Below are 17,873 nucleotides of genomic sequence, written 5' to 3'. Positions count from 1 at the left end.
AAGGTTTGATGACTTTTCGCCGCCTATTGCCGTGGCAAACGAATAAGATCCTCGTCATTGCGTAAAATCCTCTATTTATGCGGCTTCCCGCGTTTTTCTAAAAATTTTTTTGTGGCAAAAAAAGGCAAATTGGGGCATATTTTTGCCTGCAAAAGGTGCAAATTAGGTGCAAAATCAAAAAATTTGCACCTTCAGTATTCATGCGGCTTGCGGGGCATGTTTTTACCAAAAACAAACATATTTTCCCCTGCAAAAAGGTGCAAAAATTATAAGAATTTGCGGCATCATTCATTTGACACCTTCTTTTTTCTATACCCTTTAAAGGTTTTAACTTTAGCAGTATCTTTCTTTGAACCAATGGCTCTTCTGCTTTCCTCAGAGATACGCTCGAACTCCTCAATAGCATCTTCATATCCAAGATGCGTATAAGTATTAAGCGTAACGCCTATATCAGAATGTCCCATTATGTATTGGAGTGTCTTTGGATTCATTCTTGCCGAAGCCATACGACTACAAAAAGTATGTCTACACACATGAGGTGTCACCTTAGGCATCTGCACCTTATAAATTCTGTTGTACTTATCAACTATATGTTTAAAGTACTTCTCCCAGTGCATTGCTACCATAGGATGCTCATCCTTATCAAGAAAAAGAAATCCCACATATCCATCTACCATAGGCTCGATTTTAGGAACCTTGCGTTTTGCTATGATGCGCCTGAAACACTCCGCAACTTCTTCCGTCATCGGGATCAATCGTCCTCCGGATTTAGTCTTCGTATCTCCGATGTTTAAACCTATACCATTATTTCTCTGGAGCTGATGGTCTACATTGATCCTCATATTGTCAAAATCAATATCATCAAATGTCAGTCCTACAAATTCCGATATGCGAAGCCCTGTATTGAACAGAATATAGATTCCATCATAATATCTGCGATAATGAGAATCTTCCTTTATAAACTTAAGGAACTTTCTTTCGTCATCGCGCGATATCGCTTCACGGGTAACACTGTCATTGTAGATTACCGTACCAAGATTAAAATCAAACGGATTCTTTTTGACAAAATCATTATCCACCGCCAACTGAAATGCAGGACGAAGAACACCTCTGATACTATGAATCGAACTGTATCCTCTTCCATTTTTCTGAAGCTGCACAAGCCAAGTCTGCGCATGCAAAGTCTTGACCTTGTCGATTCTCTGAGTTCCGAAAACATCCTTTTTCAAAAGATTCATCACAGTCTTATATCCGGTTTTTGTACTTGGACGTACACCATTTTTCAATGTGACATACTTCTCCACTAAATCTGATACTGTAAGTTTTCCTCCTTCCGGAATAATCTGGCTGATCAAATCCGCTGATATTTTCTTCTCAAGCTCTCTAAGAGCCGGCTCAGGCTTTCTTCCTTAAGGCACCGGATCATTAACATCAAGTCTCCATGATCTAACATATTTTGCCTCACCAAAAGCATCTAAATATTTATATCTATAGCGACCGGTATTTTCCTGTGTCTCGCCGTATCTTAAGATTCGACCGCGATTATCTCGTCTCTTTTTACTCATATATTGGTCTCCTTCCTACTTAGAAAGGCTCCAATATGGCATCACCATGATACCATAATCAGATCCTTTGTGCCATTGAGGACAGGTAATTATGTCATTCATATGCAAGTAGCAACATCTATATATTCCTCAAATTTTTTCCTTTTTATCTGTCTCCGATTTCCAACCGTGATAATAAAATCGGCAGTCGGGTCAAATGAGATTATTCGCCTTATCCGCTTCTGCCCGATTCCAAAATATTCTGCTGCCTCTCTGATTGAAAGAGTATATTTTTCGCAAAGAGGCACTTCTCTTATTAGCTCATCCATATTCAAATCCTCCCTGCACTCTCATTACAAAAATTATTGTGTCCGTCATTTTGCTCCTCCTTTCATAAACGTATGTCTTAGATACATTTATGATATCTCTTGCAGCTTTTCTAAAACGTCGACATTTGCGACATCCGTTCGATATTTAAGAAAGACGATTTTCAAGACAATACAAAAATAAAAAAATCTGAATCTCTCATTTTCATCAGATTCAGATTTTTTGAAAAAGTATTCTATATGTTTTTTGAAAAATAACTACCATCAAGTCAGATCAAAAATACACTTATTAAGCGTTAGCGCCGTTCCGAATTTTTCGGAAAAAGGGGTTTGGGGTGTTACACCTCCAACAAGCGTCAAGAGCATTTGTCTGTCAAATGCACTGCTTGCCACTTCTTTTATAGCCCTCGTAGGGATTCTTCAGAAGCGGCGGTGCGAGGAAACTTACCGGAAGAATTTAATATAGAAAAATTAATGAATTTATTATATAATCCTTATTCGCCTTAAACATATAAGGCCACATCTTTTCTGTTGTATATATTGCTTTAAACTGAAAGCAAAAGGAATTTAGCATGTACACAAATTCATTACACAAACTAAATCCATCTCCATACATATTTTCATGCTTTAGCATGTATTCTATTAAAGAAAAATGTTTTGTTGAATGACTATCAAAGCCATATTTATAGAATATATTATTATATTTTGCTATACATGCTTCAGACAAAAAAGGAATCATACCTCCAAACTTTCCAATGCAAAGTTCTTGATATAATTTATAATTGCTTTTTCCAGATGTATTAAAATCCGAATCACATCCCCAAAATGGTGCTTTATTTGAAACAACAAGTTGATAAGCAAATTGTTTGATCATTGCCAAGTAATGAAATGCAAGAATATAAAGAACTATGTCTTTTTCCTTTTCCTCCAAAAGCTGCTTTATAAACCCCAAATATTGATTTGCCAATCTCAATTCCACACTATCTACATTCAATCGCAAATCTTTCTCACGATAATCGAACATACATCCGTTTATATCTTCACAACCATCTATCATTTTTCCGCTTAATATAGACTTGATATTTTTATCAACCATAACAAATTCGTTTAAGTTATATTTCTTTGCAGCCCGCTTCAAAAAGTCACACTCTTCTTTTTCGTTTGCCAAAAATTCATTGATCATCTCTTTGCGATACATAACAAAACACCTATACTCTCATAAAAACACAACCGATTCTTAGTCATAACGAATCCGCTTCAGTTATCCTGTCCAAATTCCCACAATAATATAGTATCATATATTTATGGGCGTGATTATGATAACTAGCAAGAATATCGTATTGGAGACTTTTATGAGAAAAAGAATATATGAAATTATTGAAGCTGCAGAAAATAATGACAAAGCAAGTTCTACTTATGATGCAATAATGCTTTTAGCAATCATAGTAAGCATAATCCCTCTTGGATTTAAAAACTCTTTGCCCTTCTTTTATTATAGTGACCTTATCATAACAACTCTTTTCATATTCGATTATTTTCTAAGACTAATAACCGCAGACTTTAAATTACAAGATCATTCTGCAATCGCTTTTGTAAAATATCCTTTTACCCCATGGGCTATTGTAGATCTTGTTTCAATTCTACCAACAATAACTGTCCTTAATTCAGGATTCAAACTCTTCCGTTTATTCCGTATAGTCAGAACATTACGCGTTCTAAGAATTTTCAAAGCTTTTAGATATTCAAAAAGCATAAAGATTAAGGAATCTTCATCGTCAGATTGGATCTTAAGGATTTTATAAATGTATTTCTCAACTTTATCATATTCTGCGGTTTTGTACTTCTCTGCATCATAAAATCTGATATTTTTCATAATCTCCTACATCTCCTTATTCACATTTTTTTCAAATAGCAATATTCATAAAGCTTCACAAATCCTATCTTCTTATAAAGTTTTTTTGCAATTTGATTTTCCTGCAAAACCTGAAGATATAAACACTTCGCACCGAGCTCTTTTGACTTCTCTATTGTTGCTCTGCACAATTTCTCGCCCAGTCCGATCCCTCGAAGCGATCTGTTAACGACAACATTATGCAGAAGGCTGTGTCCCTCATATGTAGCAGTGGATGCAACCGCTGCAGTACTGCCGTCATGCATAACCTTAACAAACAGTTTATCAAGAGTAACGCTGTTATTTATTCTTTTGCATAACTCCTGATTCTTTGCATCCTTCGGACCTTCGAATTCAAAATACGGTTCATACCAGTCATCGGGTTCTGCACTGAATACTACATTTTTCAAAACTTCTTCCGGATCATCCGACTGATATTCATCCAATTTCAGTATCATCAGATCCGTGGGAGCCGTAATGATATAACCGCGTTTAAGAAGTTTATCCGCAAGCTCTCTGTCCGCATCAGTGATCTTGAAAATACACGGAACTCCACGGGATCTGTACTCATTCTCACAATATGCAATCTTTTCATCTACATCGAGTTTTCCGTCTTCATATACACTTACCGAGTTAACGCGTCTTGTATATCCTTCGGAAAACCTGAGCTCCCATCCGTCATACTGCTTGATTTCCAGCGCTTTAAATCCTTCATTCGATGCTTTTTCAAAAAAACATATGAGCCTGGGGGACGGGGTTAGTGGTTCATTTTTCAAATTCATCTTAAATATCTCCTCTCAATATACCGGATTTTGCGTCGATTTGCGCGGTTTGTACGCACCAACGTTTGCCCCATAATTGTATTTGATCCGGATAATACCAAAGAAAAATATGATCTCAGATTAATCTTAGAAAGTATTCATCGTTTCCTTCATATACTCCGGTACGCTTAAAAGTGGATGCCGTGGCAAACGAATAGCACCCTGATCATATTCAAAAACCTCGTATTTTCCAGCTTTTAAGCCATTTCTGTTTCTCTGTAACTTGGCATATATCGGCATATTTTCGTCTATTTTTTCAAGCATCAGGTATAAATTTCGGTATAAAAATATTCGTTTTATACCTGCAGTTCTGCCAGCGGCATTTGCCGATTACAGATGGCAGAATTTATACCTAAGTTATATCGCACTTAAGCTTCTAAGCGACTTTAGCTCCCTTTGGATTTGTTAATCTAAGTCTTTCTTCTCAAAATCCTCAATATTCAATTCGCGTCTAAGTTCATCTTTTGTTGGCATGTATGGCAAATATTTTGCAGCAAAAATCTGCTTATTGTCTTCAGGTAAAGTATATTCTACAAGTGTATCGCTCTTATCTGCACATAATACAATTCCAATTGGAGGATTATCCCCTTCATTCATCATATTACGAGTGTAATAATTTACATACATCTGCATTTGCCCTAAATCTTGATGAGTCAAGTCCCCAATCTTTAAATCGATGAGCACAAAGCACTTTAGAATATAATTGTAGAAAACCAAATCAATATAAAAATGGCGGCCTTCAACATTAAAATGTTTTTGCCTTGCGACAAAAGAATATCCTCTGCCTAATTCCAACAAAAACTTTTGCAAATGATCAATAAGCGCCTGTTCTAGTTCAGATTCATAAAAATGTTCATTTGCCGGTAAATCTAAAAATTCTAGAACATATGGGTCTTTTATGATTCTTTCATATTCTGGTTTTGGCTCTAATTCATTAATCTCTTCTGAAACGCTCTTCTTATCTTTACTTGCCAAAATTCTTTGATAATAAAAAGAATTAATCTGTCTATCTAACTGTCTGGAACTCCAACCACACTTTACAGCCTCATCAAGGTAAAAAGCACGCGCTTCTTCATCTTCTACACGCATAAGGCTTCGATAATGAGTCCAACTCAATTCAGGACGCACTGCGTCACGAATTGGAAATGTATTATAAAATCGACGCATATTACGTAAATTGCTTTCATCAAATCCCTTGCCAAATTCCCGCGTCAACTTATCCGACAAGTATTTGAGAAGCTGTTTTCCATACTCAGCGCGTTCGTTTTCTCCACAAACCTCATAAATTTGCTTACCAATATTCCAATATGCAATAACCATCGCAGAGTTTACAGCTACAGTAACCTGCTTCTGTGCGTCAACAACATATCCGCGAACTGCTTTATATGTATCCTCGCTAGTTATATCGCCATTTGTGTTCAAAATTATATCGTTCTTTTTCATAAGTATTAACACCCTCTTTTTTTCACTACTATCTAATAACAGATTTTATCATATCCTTTAATGTCATTGAATAAAAGAACAGCTACCTCTTTCGAAATAACTGCTCTATGTAAAATCACTTTTCATAGCGTCACATCTTCTCATAACATATGCCGTTTAAAAAAAAATGAACAGCTATCCTTTCGAATAACTGCTCTATGTAGCGCAAAAATCATGTGTTTCTTCGTTTTTTCTTAATTATAAAATGAGATTATTTTACCATAAAAAACAGGGGTTAAACGGGGGGGTAAATCCATATCATACATGAGTGGAACTCCAGTATTTAGGCGGGTTTCAAGAGTTTTTAGAGGGGTATGCTGGGGCAAACGAATAGCACCCTGATCATATTCAAAAACCTCGTATTTTCCAGCTTTTAAGCCATTTCTGTTTCTCTGTAACTTGGCATATATCGGCATATTTTCGTCTATTTTTTCAAGCCTCAGGTATAAATTTCGGTATAAAAATATTCGTTTTATACCTGCATTTCTGTCAGCGGCATTTGCCGATTACAGATGGCAGAATTTATACCTAAGTTATATCGCCTTTAAGCTTCTAAGCGACTTTAGCTCCCTTTGGGCATCTTCAAATCCGACATGAGTATACGTATTTAATGTAACACTTATATCTGAATGCCCCATCAAATATTGAAGAGTTTTGGGATTCATTCCGGACTTTGCCATCTTACTGCAAAACGTATGCCTGCATATATGCGGAGACACAAACGGAATTTGAATTTTGTAGATGCGGTTGTATTTATCACGAATGTGTTTGAAGTAATGATCCCAATGAAGCGAATATACAACGCTTCCACCTCAAGAGTCATAGGAATCTTCCTTCGACCGATCTCCGTCTTGGTCTCCTCAATATAATACCCTACATGGGCGCCTTTTTGAAGTTGATGGTCGACATTAATGCAATGGTTCTTGAAATCTATATCTGATAATGTAAGGCCACAGAATTCCGAAATTCTCATTCCTGTATTGAACAAGATATAAATACCTTCACTAATAACTACAGAAATAAGGTGAATAATAAGTCTCTTCTAGAAAAATAAAAACAGCTTTCACCTATACTATAAGTGAAAGCCGCAAAAACTTAATCATCAAAAATCATTTTAAACACCGCTAATTCAGCTGTGTCATATATTATTCTTCAGAAAAGATATTATATTTTTCCATAAGAGCTTCAATAACAGCGTCTTCAGCAGTCAAGGCAAGTGTAAAATCATCAGAATCTCTTGGAATAGCCCTAAGAAGTAGCTGATATTCTTTTCGTCCTTCTTTTTTTCCTTCTTCAATTTTCTCTCTATCTCTCATCAGAAGTGTCATGTACTCCACCTCCCATTTCTCATTGCGTTTAACAACATTAACTTCGTTTTGTAGATTATCTGTAAATTCATCCATCGGCTCACCGGTACGAACAAACCTCAGGAAATTTCCAAGCTCTGTGTCCTGGAGTTCAGTACAAGCCGCGTTAAGAATAACCTTGTATGAATCATCTCCAAACGGAAGCTCATACTCTCTGCAGTAATTCTCAAATCTGTAAGCCGGTTTATCTAATTCGTAAATATCCTCAGTACAGATAAAAATGACGTAACTCTTTGCCAGTTTATGATAATCTTCGCCTTTTTCTATCAAATTAAGATCTATCATCCCCTGGTAGTAACGCGCACGCCTCGGAATATTACCCAGATTTGTTGTCTGCATCTCAATGTTATAAACTGTGCCTTTTCATCATCCACGACAATTCACATAATCATTTATAAAAAAGGCACCATATACACAGGAATATAATTTATACCATTCTCCCATTTATAATCCTTCGTATGAACAACATATTTGAGTATAGCGCAAATCCCCATTTGTTCACAGCGTTTTCCCACTCAAATCCCCTTTAATCTAAATCAATTTATACTAGTAAAAGTGTACCTCCTGAGTACACAATCTGCGGAAATTTCCGGTATGTCCTCTCCTATCACATATCTCATTTGTGTGATCCGGCATATTTTACATACGCATCTGTAAATCCACTTGCCTTAGCCTTATCAAGCGCCTCGTTGGCCTCTTCTTCCGTTGTAAAAAGACCTGCCGTCACAACATAATACGGTTCGGGATTCAGTTCCTCAAAATCGGGAGTATATACTACCGAACAATTATTGAAGCCTGCTTCCTTGAGCGCACTTAACGTTTCATCACAGTCTTTTTCGTCCTTGAAAGCTTTAATGAACACACCATAGTACTTATCACCTGTAACTTTGTTAATACTTATAGATATTATGACCATTCCATACTTTGATTCACTATTCGGCTCAAGTTCATATGTTGCCACATAGTTTGAATAATCGGGCTTTTGCTCCAGTTCTCCCCAGTATCCCCAGAACACATTGACCTTTCCGATATACTTGCCATTCTCTTCAGTGACCGTGCATTCCTGGTTCTTAAAATCTGTCTCTGTTTCTACCTCCTTATCGATGATCAGCGCACATGACTCGTTTCCCGTTTTGTACAATACTGCATCATGAAGATCGCACATAGGTCCTGACGGAAGCTCTCCCAAGTCGGCCTTGGTTCCGAAAAGATCAAGACAGTTTTTATCAACATCTTTTTTAGACACCGATGCACCATGGAATCCATCGCCGTTAGGTCCTGTCTCGGCACTTTTATCCTCGGAAACGCCTCCGGTGCCAATAACGAAAGTACTGTCGATTATGCCATCCGGCTCACAGGCAAGTACAGCGGCTCTTATCTTTTCTTCACCTGTTAGTTCCAGCTTAATTTCTCTGGCTTCCTGAGGACTGTATTCAGCCTCTTTCATCATCGAAGCCCACAGAAAACTGCTAAGAGCATCACTCATTTCCTTAAGCGACTTTTCTGCAGCTACAGTATCGAATTCCGCCGTCTTCTCAAGCTCATTCTCTACTGTCTTTTCTTCTTTCTTTGCCTGATCGGTAGTATCTGCAGCATCGCTCTGCCCGCATCCTGCAAAAATACCACACATCATAAGACAAATCATAATTGCAACAATTGTTTTTTTCTTCATCTTTTACTCTTTCCCACTATAACCTGTTATTATTTGATCATTTCCTCTACTTTTGCTGTCGGCTTCACTGTCATTTCCATCCATGCCGGCAAAAATCCACTCTTTATGGCATTTCTCACTGATCTGATATTAGACCAGGCAGAACAATAAAACGGAACTTTATCAAGCTTCAAAATCTCAAGAGCAAGCCTTGTTTCTCCTAAAAAAGATGAAGTTGAAGCTGCATTTCTTGTTTACAATATCTATTTTTAAGCACATCGCTCAACTCATCATACTCTTTTTCAGTTAGTTCGCGTTTCTGTGAAACAGTATCAGAATAGTAGTATTTAAGTTGATGCTCATCATCAAAAGGAGTAAATCCATAATAGATACCTTCAATAAATTCCAGTTTTCCGGCATTGTACTTATAATATTTAACACTAGCAAGATCATTTGGAGGAAAGCAAATTTCTTCAATTATGCCATCTTCATATAATTGATACACTACTCTCAGGTTATCCTCAAATACAACATCAACCTTGCCCTCTCTAATGGTAAACACACCAGCAATATACACATCATCTGGATTTTCTTCCGAACCATTAGTTCCCAAAAGCAATTCATCTACTCCATCTCCATCAATATCCACTTCCAGATATCCAAAATGGTTGGGGTGAGTAAAACATTGATATATTGGAGTTGTAAGCCAGTCAAAACACTTAAATGTATCCGCTTTATCCCAAAACGTGTCATAATCAAAGCTTTCATATATATCCAGTAAACTTTTTATATCTTCAATAAGTTCATCATATGAATTATAATCTGCTATACATTCTTCTGACGTGTACGCTGTTTCTGATGATTCTTCCGAAGCTGCATCATCAGTGATTACGGTTCTATATTCATCGTTTAAATTTCTCTCTGCTTCGTCCGTGATAGATTCTGCCTTTTCACCCGAACACGCTGTCAATATAATAAAAAGTAATGCAGCTGTAAGTAATGCTTGTAATTTCATACTCTTTTTTCTCAATCTATTTCTACAAATTAGCCTACTACCTTTATACATTTAGTCTATTCAGCTACGAATGGTATATAATCGATTTGTTTTAGCCGATATTTCTTATAGTATTCCTCTGCGTAATTTGCATCAGGATCAGCTATTTCATATATTTTTTTATTTCTATAGCAAGTACATATTCCAGAGAACCATTCACTACCTTCAATAAGTTTTAATTCTCCTTTGCTATATCTGTAAACCATATTATGACCATCCATACAGCTGCCGGATCCCTCCTTTACTATAATTCCACCCCCAAAAAGATAATAATTATTTCTGTATTCTCCACTCAAAACATGCAAAACCTTTCCGTTTCGAATAGTAAACAAATCGTATATATAATCGCCATAATTACTCCAAGCATCTTGATTACGCTCGGAAGTAGTGCTGTTAACGCCCCCTAAAATAAGCTCATCCACTCCATCACCATCAATATCCTCTTGTAAATATCCAGAGCTTTCCAAATCTGAATAATTCATTTCTACTGCAAGACTCATTCCAGGAGCAAAATACCATAGCGATTCTTTATTTGCCTTTATGCCATTTATCATCTCATCATACAAATTATAATCAACTTCAGATGCTTCCTGCTTTTTTTCTGATACTCCAAAATCTGAATCTATATCAGTTGCATTTTCTACGGCGGTGTCTTCTTCAAGTACTTTTATGAACTCATCATAACCTAAAGATCCATCAAGAACTTCATAATCAAGATTGCTGTAACCATCTACCAATTTTTTTAATTCATCATCGCTCATGTTTTGATCGGTATGGTTGTAATATGTGTAGTTTTGCTCTTTTTCTTTGGCCCAGAGTATCGTAGAACACTTATAATCACACTCATATCCATACTTATCCTGACGTATATGGTCACCTTCATTTAGTTCATGATGAAATAATTTATAATTGGTATCAAAGCTATCGCCATACCAGTTCCACATATTCCATCTTATAATTCCGTTACCGGGAGAATATTCATGTTCATAATCGCCAACAAGTAATTCATTAACACATCCATTTTTATAATAGTAGAGCCAAACCGTGCAACCAGATTCAACCACTAATTCCATGGGACTATTGCCGTCTATATCAACAAGGGCATAGGATGGAGCAAAGAATGAATTATCTTCATTATCAGATTCATAAGCTTCAAGTTTAAACAGTCTGGCAATCTGGCTATAGGCCTTTTTATAATCGCTATAATCACATGATAAGTTGTCTCCCAGTAAGACGGACTTTAGCTTGTCCATGGAAATATCATTGCCTCGTTGCTTCTCAATATTTTCCATAGTATTCCAATCATCAAATACATGGTAATTATAATCAGCGGTAGCAGTACACAAGAGAAATTTGGACGCATCACCAGTGATTACAATGTCATTTCTTCCGTCACAATCAAAATCAAAAAAACTTATATCCGTGACATACTTCATGTAGATGCCTGTATCTAAAGTATCTATGACCGTATCGTCTTTTATGATATCAATGTAGGTATAAAGTCCTGTATAATGATTTTCATCATCTTTACCAAGTTCATTATGAACTCGAATCTGTACCAAGCCATCATCTTTAACAAGTTCAGTCTCGAATGTCTGCTCATATAATTTGCGCTCAGATTTTGAATTTTCATTAGGCTGTTTTGTTTCAACCTTATCATCAGTTTTTACTGCTCCACAACCTGTAAGCAATATAAGTAAAGTCAGCGGTAATAATATATTTAGTCTCATTTTTATCCTTGGAAATTATATATATTTTTTCAAAAGTTATCTTGTCAAAGTATCTGTACCAAACATTTCCTGATATGTGAATTCATATTCTACGAGATTGGAATCTGAGGCGCCTGTCAGGTCGAACTTTGTAGCAAATAAAACAACTGCATCATCCCTATAAGCAATGTGTGAATTGCCATCGCTAACGACCCATTCCGTAATTTCCATGGAAGATTCGTCGCCGTATTTTTCTTTAACTATTTTTTTGAAGTCATCGTCACTTCCTTTAAAAAAATCCTTAAAAGATAATTTCTCGCCGGTAGTCAGATCAAATATAAGTTGATTATTAGCATAGAATCTGCTTGCACCTCCGATAGCGCAACAGGAGGAAATATCTACGGTCAGAAATTTATCGTTGATAACGTTAATGGAATCAATAGCATCATTATCAAAGCACATTCCGGAATAATCAGAAGGATGAAAAACGCATTCTAAGTCTACAGAGTAACTCTGCAAACCATCTAATTCTTTCTGCATATATTCGTTTATCTTTGGCGCACCTTCAGTATAGTTTTCAGGTAGCTTAATAATTTCTGTAGAACGTGAACATACCTCTTTTCCGCATTTCTTACATGTAACGTTATAAGATTTATTCATAATTTCGGCAATTGTATCCTTTCTGATCTCTTCTGTGCTTTCGACATCAAAATCCGGATTATTCATCAGATCTTTGATTGTCGCACTATTCATGTAATTGGCCACCGTTTTGTTTTCTTTAGTACATGCACATAGCATGAATGCAGCAATAATTGTTGTAAATAATAGCCGTCTTCTCACTATAATATTGTTCTCCATATCAATATATTTTTTTGTATTGTTTTACATCCGGTGCCATTATTTCTTTAATTATTTTTTGCATTGCCATATTAACCTCCACAATCTATTTTTGAGCGCATAAATCCCAAACTTACCATCTCCAAAACATTACGCCATTACATGTAACAAGTCTGGCAAAGAAGGTATTGAAATCACAGTTTAAGAATTTCCATTCATTTGATGGATATCCTACATCACCATCCAAAATACAACGAGATCCTTTATTGGTGTCAAACAGCATAATATCCGCACTGAAAAAGCATCTCATAAAAACATAGCATCCGATGGGTATCTCATATCCGGCATCATTAAGTTCGTCTGTATCTTGCATCCTGTCTCTTTTTCAAAATCTTCTATTTCATTTAGATCTGCCGGATCATTCCATTTAAAATCATACTCTACATCATTTAATGCGTCCTTTATCAACGCTTTACCTATTGCTTTTTTTGTGAGTTCTATTAAAACATTCATATTCTTTAAATATGGCAATATGCTCCTTTATGCCATTTACTCCTCTTTGTAATTTTTTCATCTTTTATTATCTGAGTCAATCTTGTCGGGACATTCACAACGCTTTTTGACGCTATGAGTTAAAAAGCGTTACTACGCACAGTATAACGTTTTTTTACCAATCATTGTCAAGAAGCGTTATAATATATATCCCCTTATGGCACCGATATAACCGATGCCATAAGGATCCTTTATCAAATATCCAGCACATACCTCATCTGTCTTATCGCCGACTGCAAAGAATAATGCACCGCCGGCTGAGACACGCCCTCAATATCCGCTATCTCCTTCTCGCTAAATCCATGGAAAAAGAACATTCGTAGCCTTCTTTGAAGCTTATCCGGCAGCTGATTTATTGTGTGATCCGGCATATTTTACATACGCATCTGTAAATCCACTTGCCTTAGCCTTATCAAGCGCCTCGTTGGCCTCTTCTTCCGTTGTAAAAGACCTGCCGTCACAACATAATACGGTTCGGGATTCAGTTCCTCAAAATCGGGAGTATATACAAACACCTCTTCATTTGAAAGAGCTGTCAAACTCTTAAATGGTCCCGAACGCTTGTCATAATAGTGATATAGATTCATGCTTACACTCCTCTATACTTTCCCCTTCCAACGGTAGTTTCCCAACATGTCTTTTTTCAAAAAACATATCTCTGTTTGTAGCAACGATAATAATAGCAACAACTGTGACCACGATAGTTTCTACGCATTTTGTTTCCGGCGTCATCGCGATTCTTTCCTGCATGAAATTTATAAAAAGATGAAATATCATGTTTGCCAACATACTGCGGCCATTTTTTACATATACCCATGTAGTCAGAAATCCCATAGGCATGCATGATGCAAAGAAATTAAGCATGAATCCGATTCCCATCGTCCTAAGCCCATAATGATAGGTCCCCGGTATCCAGAATAAAGGCAAATGCCATAACGCCCACACAAAGCCAAAGATTATGGACTCCTTAAACCAGCTGCAGTACTGTGCTATCGAGTCTTCGCCGTACCCTCTCCAGCCAATTTCTTCTATGACAGATGCAAGCAATATGGTCAAAAAAGCTGAACCGATCCCCGCACCGCTAAAAGAAAAGTCTTCAGTAAAAGCTAACTGATCAAGCGATTGCCCAAAGAATGTAGACAGTAATATCGATGCAAGTACAATTGTCATAAAGGCAGCCACCGCCAGCGCAAGATTCAGCGGTTTCAATTTGTAAAAGCCAAAGATCTTTCTTTTAAAATCATTGATCAGATCGGTGTCTTTAGAAGAAAAAACAGTATACACAGCCACCGCAGAAGGAGCCAGTAGACCTCCAAGCATACCCATAGCGCATGATATTCCCTTGTCAAAAAGAATAGCGAACAGCCAGCATGCCCAAGTCAAGCCAATTGCAGTAACATAAAATCTCACAGGACGATATTTGTATCTCATACTTCCACCGCACTTTCCTTACAGATCACCAATTCACTGCGCGAACCGTTCAATTCAATTGTGTTTTTACTATCCTCGGCAGAAAAATCTTCCGCTTCTACACCGCCAACTTCATAGGTTATAGAATTCTTGATTCCCTTTACTACTGCGCCAAAATCATAATCTGCCGGAACACTTAATCTGGATGTAGCGGACACTTGGTTGAGTTCAAAAGAGCCTTCAAAATCATCCAGATCAACAGACAGATCTGAGTTTGAATCCACTTCAAACGTACCTTTAACAGATGCCACATGGCATATAGAAGTTTTCCCTTTATACTCGATGTTTTCGCAAACAAGATTATCTAAGCCGATCTCATTACAATTGCACTCAATTTCAATATGATCAAGATATTTGTCCGGCAAAAGAACTTCTATAAACAGCCCCTCTTTTGCCTTTGCCTCAGTCATTTTATTCTTTCGCTTAACATCTATATCTATGCGCCTTTTGAGGTCATCGATCTTCACCTTAAAATCTTCGGCTACAGAATCGATATCATTTGATGCCAAAAGAACAATCACTTTTTCCTCTGAATGTCCCTTAACCGTAAGTGCGGCGGCACCTCCCAGTTTCATATCAAATATCTTTGGTCCGTCGATATCATATTCAGTCTTACTTTCATAGAGAAATCTTCTTCGATCTGTGGAATGTTTCTCATTAGAAAGAAGTTCATCCAATGAGATGCCAAACAGATTAGAGATAACGATCATGTTCTCAATATCAGGTATTCCCTTATCCGTCTCCCATTTTGTTACAGCCTGTCTGGATACTCCAAGTTTTTCAGCCAATAGTTCCTGAGACATTCCGGATTCTTTTCTGGCTTTTCTAAGTTTTTCAGCAAATGTCATAATACTTTTCCTCCTTTAGAAATTATCCAAACTATAATATTGCTGTAACGTAAACACCAGAAACTACAGTTGTCATATGGCATAAAAAATGCTACTTATCGTAGCATTTATATTTTACGCGCATTTTCTGCACACGTTTTCTGCACATTTTTATTTTTCATTAAGTAAAGCCATTCGCCATCTTACAACTGCAACTCCGATAATTATGACGTAGCCAATGATACTTAATGCTGTCGGTACCTCATGCAAGAATAAAATGCCCCAAAGTGCGGCAAATATAACCTGAAGATAGTCAAACACGGACAACTTCTTTGCCGGAGCGTATTTATATGCCGTAGTTATAGCAAACTGCCCCACTGCCGCAGACAATCCCGCAGCGATCAACATAGCAAGCTGAACCGGTGACATATGTACATACCCGACTATCATGAAAGGAAGCGTGAGCAGGCATGAAAAAAGTGAGAAGCATATGACAATAACCGGCGTAGCTGCACCCTTTCCGGTCGCTCTCCTGACAAATACATATGCCGTTCCTGCACCAAACCCTCCATACAATCCAACCAAAGCCGGCACAAGTTCCATATTTCCGGGAGTCGGTCTTATGATAAAAAGAGCTCCCGTAAAAGCAATAACCGTAGCAATAATATCGCTCTTTGACGGTTTTTCCTTAAGTAACGGAATCGATATCAGTATCGCAAAAAATGGCGACAACTTATTAAGCATGTTAGAATCCGCAAGAACAAGCCTGTCGATAGCGTAAAAATTGGCTATCAATCCTGTCGTTCCAAACAGGCACCTGAACAAAATGTCTGTACCGAATTCCTTTTTTATCTCAAATCTTTCTCTTTTAACAAACAATGTCACTACTGCGATCAACAGTGCAAAAGCATTTCTGAAAAAAGCCTTTTGCATTGTCGGAAGTTCTCCTGATAACCTTACAAAGAAAGTCATGAAAGAAAAACCAATTGCTGCTATAACTATGCATGTTATTCCTTTAATCTGGTCTTTCAACGCATCCTTCACCTCTGTCCTAATATTATAAAAGACTGTTATGTCTCTTTTTCCATTTGAAAACAGCTGACCGGCACTTCAGACACTCCGAAGTACCGGTCTATATATCATAGCATAATTCAGTTACAAGATGTGGGTGTCAAAAAATAAATTTGACACCATATGATATACGCATTTCGTCAGGATTTTCAAACATCTGCTGTGGCTCAAACGCCTTGCCCAAGGTCTCTGTCTTTTTTATCAAATATCCAACACATATCTCATCTGCCTTATCGCCGACTGCAAAGAATAATTGCCTGACTTGAACTTTCAATCCAAAAGGTATATTATATATGCGCCCGAACATTAGTTCTTTTTTGATTGAGGTATATGTTATGAGTAGAGTGATTGATACTGTAGACGTCATCTGCCAGCACAAATCGAACGGCGAAGTGATTCCCCTCCGCTTCCGGCTGATGAACGAAGATGGCCAATATGAAAATTATACGATAAAAGGTTATAGAACAATTACCCATCCGGGGCCTTATACTACTCCGGACGGGCTCTATGTTTCTTACTCCACATTTGTTTTTGAATGTATTGTTGTCGTGCTGGATTATAAGCGGAAGGTACGATTATATTTTGAGACACATAACAGTAAGTGGAGGATTGCGATATAAAACACCTGCACAGAATTCATTCTGTACAGGTGTTCTATTCTCTTCCATTATTCAAAATCTCGCTTATTCAAACTAAGCCATCCACAAATACCTTTATGGAAGGTAAATATCCAGCTCATATTCTACATACTTCTCATCTTCAATGAATAAATCCATAGTCCAGCTTATATCGCTATTAAAGACCTTAAACGAAGACGCATATGTTGTATATCCGGCATATGGCGATTGCTTATCTGTACTTACTATTTCCACCTTAAAGTTTTGCTCTTTGAGACTATCAAGATATTCCGCAACGCCATCTGTAACAGTGGCTTTTACCTCATCAATAATTTCGAAAATAGTAAGCGCGCAATAATCCGGTGGGTTGTAAAATAACCACCATTGTTATCGGGTACAAGGGCTTTTGCCCATAAAATATACCCCGAGTTCTTATGAACCCGGAGTACCTTGACAATTCACATATGATAAAGATTACATCGCATCAAAGATGGCATCTTGATGCTTCCTGAACAGCTCATCAAGAGCTTCTTTGCATTCTGGATTCCATGGAGATAGCTTTTCAAGCTCCTCGTCGCTCATCTGAGATGATGGACATTTGATCAACAGATACTTGAGATAGTAGTAAACATCTACTCCGCAAGCCTTGGCAGT

18 protein-coding genes and 3 pseudogenes are annotated in these 17,873 nt (G+C 37.2%); 2 read left to right on the top strand and 19 right to left on the bottom strand.

Translation table 11 applies throughout. The annotated features are described in order from the left end of the window. Window positions 1–284 precede the first annotated feature (284 nt). The 3 genes and pseudogenes from BM398_RS14265 to BM398_RS14255 form a co-directional block, all read right to left on the bottom strand. Window positions 285–1,565 (bottom strand): annotated as a pseudogene (locus BM398_RS14265) (tyrosine-type recombinase/integrase). A gap of 98 nt (window positions 1,566–1,663) precedes the next feature. Then, window positions 1,664–1,873 carry an excisionase gene (locus BM398_RS14260; RefSeq protein WP_026654618.1) on the bottom strand — a complete coding sequence of 70 codons (210 nt, stop codon included), beginning with the start codon at window positions 1,871–1,873 and terminating at the stop codon, window positions 1,664–1,666. Window positions 1,874–2,327: 454 nt separating this feature from the next. Beyond that, entirely contained in the window at window positions 2,328–3,038 is a 711-nt protein-coding gene (locus tag BM398_RS14255) for a hypothetical protein (protein ID WP_175531964.1), read from the bottom strand. A 184-nt stretch (window positions 3,039–3,222) separates the two neighbouring features. Between BM398_RS14255 and BM398_RS14250 the strand changes: the two genes are divergently transcribed. Beyond that, window positions 3,223–3,672, top strand: a complete 450-nt coding sequence (locus BM398_RS14250) for an ion transporter (protein WP_092338520.1) — start codon at window positions 3,223–3,225, stop codon at window positions 3,670–3,672. A gap of 91 nt (window positions 3,673–3,763) precedes the next feature. Here BM398_RS14250 and BM398_RS14245 read toward each other — a convergent pair whose 3' ends face one another. From BM398_RS14245 to BM398_RS14170, 14 genes and pseudogenes are all read right to left on the bottom strand, one after another. Further along, window positions 3,764–4,543, bottom strand: a complete 780-nt coding sequence (locus tag BM398_RS14245) for a GNAT family N-acetyltransferase (protein ID WP_092338518.1) — start codon at window positions 4,541–4,543, stop codon at window positions 3,764–3,766. A gap of 444 nt (window positions 4,544–4,987) precedes the next feature. Continuing rightward, complete coding sequence (locus BM398_RS14240) at window positions 4,988–6,025, bottom strand: PDDEXK nuclease domain-containing protein (RefSeq protein ID WP_092338516.1); 1,038 nt, start codon at window positions 6,023–6,025, stop codon at window positions 4,988–4,990. Between the two features lie 572 nt (window positions 6,026–6,597). Further along, window positions 6,598–7,113: pseudogene (locus BM398_RS17625) on the bottom strand (site-specific integrase); the annotation flags it as partial. Between the two features lie 96 nt (window positions 7,114–7,209). Next, a pseudogene (locus tag BM398_RS14225) lies at window positions 7,210–7,782 on the bottom strand (Rpn family recombination-promoting nuclease/putative transposase); the annotation flags it as partial. A gap of 265 nt (window positions 7,783–8,047) precedes the next feature. After that, window positions 8,048–9,103, bottom strand: coding sequence for an SPOR domain-containing protein (locus BM398_RS14220; protein ID WP_092338511.1), 1,056 nt, complete (start codon window positions 9,101–9,103; stop codon window positions 8,048–8,050). Between the two features lie 199 nt (window positions 9,104–9,302). Next, window positions 9,303–10,097 carry a hypothetical protein gene (locus tag BM398_RS14210; protein ID WP_092338509.1) on the bottom strand — a complete coding sequence of 265 codons (795 nt, stop codon included), beginning with the start codon at window positions 10,095–10,097 and terminating at the stop codon, window positions 9,303–9,305. 56 nt (window positions 10,098–10,153) lie between these two features. Continuing rightward, window positions 10,154–11,866 (bottom strand): hypothetical protein, encoded by a 1,713-nt coding sequence (locus BM398_RS14205; protein WP_139233834.1) that lies wholly within the window; start codon window positions 11,864–11,866, stop codon window positions 10,154–10,156. Between the two features lie 36 nt (window positions 11,867–11,902). Then, window positions 11,903–12,598 carry a hypothetical protein gene (locus BM398_RS14200; RefSeq protein ID WP_092338505.1) on the bottom strand — a complete coding sequence of 232 codons (696 nt, stop codon included), beginning with the start codon at window positions 12,596–12,598 and terminating at the stop codon, window positions 11,903–11,905. A 217-nt stretch (window positions 12,599–12,815) separates the two neighbouring features. Continuing rightward, window positions 12,816–13,055: a hypothetical protein gene (locus BM398_RS14195; protein ID WP_092338503.1), complete on the bottom strand. Its 240-nt coding sequence runs from the start codon at window positions 13,053–13,055 to the stop codon at window positions 12,816–12,818. A 373-nt stretch (window positions 13,056–13,428) separates the two neighbouring features. Further along, window positions 13,429–13,605: a sigma factor-like helix-turn-helix DNA-binding protein gene (locus BM398_RS14190; RefSeq protein WP_092338501.1), complete on the bottom strand. Its 177-nt coding sequence runs from the start codon at window positions 13,603–13,605 to the stop codon at window positions 13,429–13,431. A 3-nt stretch (window positions 13,606–13,608) separates the two neighbouring features. Next, window positions 13,609–13,821, bottom strand: coding sequence for a hypothetical protein (locus BM398_RS14185; protein WP_092338499.1), 213 nt, complete (start codon window positions 13,819–13,821; stop codon window positions 13,609–13,611). Continuing rightward, the gene (locus BM398_RS14180; RefSeq protein ID WP_092338497.1) at window positions 13,799–14,665 is read right to left on the bottom strand and encodes a CPBP family intramembrane glutamic endopeptidase; all 867 of its coding nucleotides are present in this window, start codon (window positions 14,663–14,665) and stop codon (window positions 13,799–13,801) included. Before BM398_RS14180 ends, BM398_RS14185 begins: the two co-directional genes overlap by 23 nt. Then, window positions 14,662–15,552 carry a helix-turn-helix domain-containing protein gene (locus BM398_RS14175; RefSeq protein WP_092338495.1) on the bottom strand — a complete coding sequence of 297 codons (891 nt, stop codon included), beginning with the start codon at window positions 15,550–15,552 and terminating at the stop codon, window positions 14,662–14,664. Before BM398_RS14175 ends, BM398_RS14180 begins: the two co-directional genes overlap by 4 nt. A 150-nt stretch (window positions 15,553–15,702) precedes the next feature. Next, window positions 15,703–16,563 (bottom strand): DMT family transporter, encoded by an 861-nt coding sequence (locus BM398_RS14170; RefSeq protein ID WP_092338493.1) that lies wholly within the window; start codon window positions 16,561–16,563, stop codon window positions 15,703–15,705. A 374-nt stretch (window positions 16,564–16,937) separates the two neighbouring features. On the opposite strand from BM398_RS14170, the gene BM398_RS14160 reads away from it, so the two are divergent. Then, on the top strand, window positions 16,938–17,222 hold the full coding sequence (locus BM398_RS14160; RefSeq protein ID WP_081777849.1) for a hypothetical protein: 285 nt from the start codon (window positions 16,938–16,940) through the stop codon (window positions 17,220–17,222). Window positions 17,223–17,315: 93 nt separating this feature from the next. Here BM398_RS14160 and BM398_RS17225 read toward each other — a convergent pair whose 3' ends face one another. Both BM398_RS17225 and BM398_RS14155 read right to left on the bottom strand, forming a co-directional pair. Beyond that, window positions 17,316–17,474, bottom strand: coding sequence for a hypothetical protein (locus BM398_RS17225; RefSeq protein WP_175531963.1), 159 nt, complete (start codon window positions 17,472–17,474; stop codon window positions 17,316–17,318). Window positions 17,475–17,693: 219 nt separating this feature from the next. After that, the coding region (locus BM398_RS14155) for a transposase domain-containing protein (RefSeq protein ID WP_139233833.1) at window positions 17,694–17,873 on the bottom strand (180 nt) is incomplete at its 5' end.

The sequence above is a fragment of the Butyrivibrio sp. M55 genome (genome assembly GCF_900116865.1).
Taxonomy (GTDB): Bacteria; Bacillota; Clostridia; order Lachnospirales; family Lachnospiraceae; genus Butyrivibrio.
Note: the sequence above shows the minus strand (reverse complement) of the source record. Positions and strands in the feature narration are given on the sequence as shown.

What these genes read in the sequence shown, in the direction of transcription:
- BM398_RS14260 (WP_026654618.1), bottom strand. Translation starts at nt 1,873, where the DNA reads ATGGATGAGCTAATAAGAGAAGTGCCTCTTTGCGAAAAATATACTCTT.
- BM398_RS14250 (WP_092338520.1), top strand. Translation starts at nt 3,223, where the DNA reads ATGAGAAAAAGAATATATGAAATTATTGAAGCTGCAGAAAATAATGAC.
- BM398_RS14245 (WP_092338518.1), bottom strand. Translation starts at nt 4,543, where the DNA reads ATGAATTTGAAAAATGAACCACTAACCCCGTCCCCCAGGCTCATATGT.
- BM398_RS14240 (WP_092338516.1), bottom strand. Translation starts at nt 6,025, where the DNA reads ATGAAAAAGAACGATATAATTTTGAACACAAATGGCGATATAACTAGC.
- BM398_RS14220 (WP_092338511.1), bottom strand. Translation starts at nt 9,103, where the DNA reads ATGAAGAAAAAAACAATTGTTGCAATTATGATTTGTCTTATGATGTGT.
- BM398_RS14210 (WP_092338509.1), bottom strand. Translation starts at nt 10,097, where the DNA reads ATGAAATTACAAGCATTACTTACAGCTGCATTACTTTTTATTATATTG.
- BM398_RS14205 (WP_139233834.1), bottom strand. Translation starts at nt 11,866, where the DNA reads ATGAGACTAAATATATTATTACCGCTGACTTTACTTATATTGCTTACA.
- BM398_RS14200 (WP_092338505.1), bottom strand. Translation starts at nt 12,598, where the DNA reads ATGAATAGTGCGACAATCAAAGATCTGATGAATAATCCGGATTTTGAT.
- BM398_RS14195 (WP_092338503.1), bottom strand. Translation starts at nt 13,055, where the DNA reads ATGCAAGATACAGACGAACTTAATGATGCCGGATATGAGATACCCATC.
- BM398_RS14190 (WP_092338501.1), bottom strand. Translation starts at nt 13,605, where the DNA reads ATGCCGGATCACACAATAAATCAGCTGCCGGATAAGCTTCAAAGAAGG.
- BM398_RS14185 (WP_092338499.1), bottom strand. Translation starts at nt 13,821, where the DNA reads ATGAATCTATATCACTATTATGACAAGCGTTCGGGACCATTTAAGAGT.
- BM398_RS14180 (WP_092338497.1), bottom strand. Translation starts at nt 14,665, where the DNA reads ATGAGATACAAATATCGTCCTGTGAGATTTTATGTTACTGCAATTGGC.
- BM398_RS14175 (WP_092338495.1), bottom strand. Translation starts at nt 15,552, where the DNA reads ATGACATTTGCTGAAAAACTTAGAAAAGCCAGAAAAGAATCCGGAATG.
- BM398_RS14160 (WP_081777849.1), top strand. Translation starts at nt 16,938, where the DNA reads ATGAGTAGAGTGATTGATACTGTAGACGTCATCTGCCAGCACAAATCG.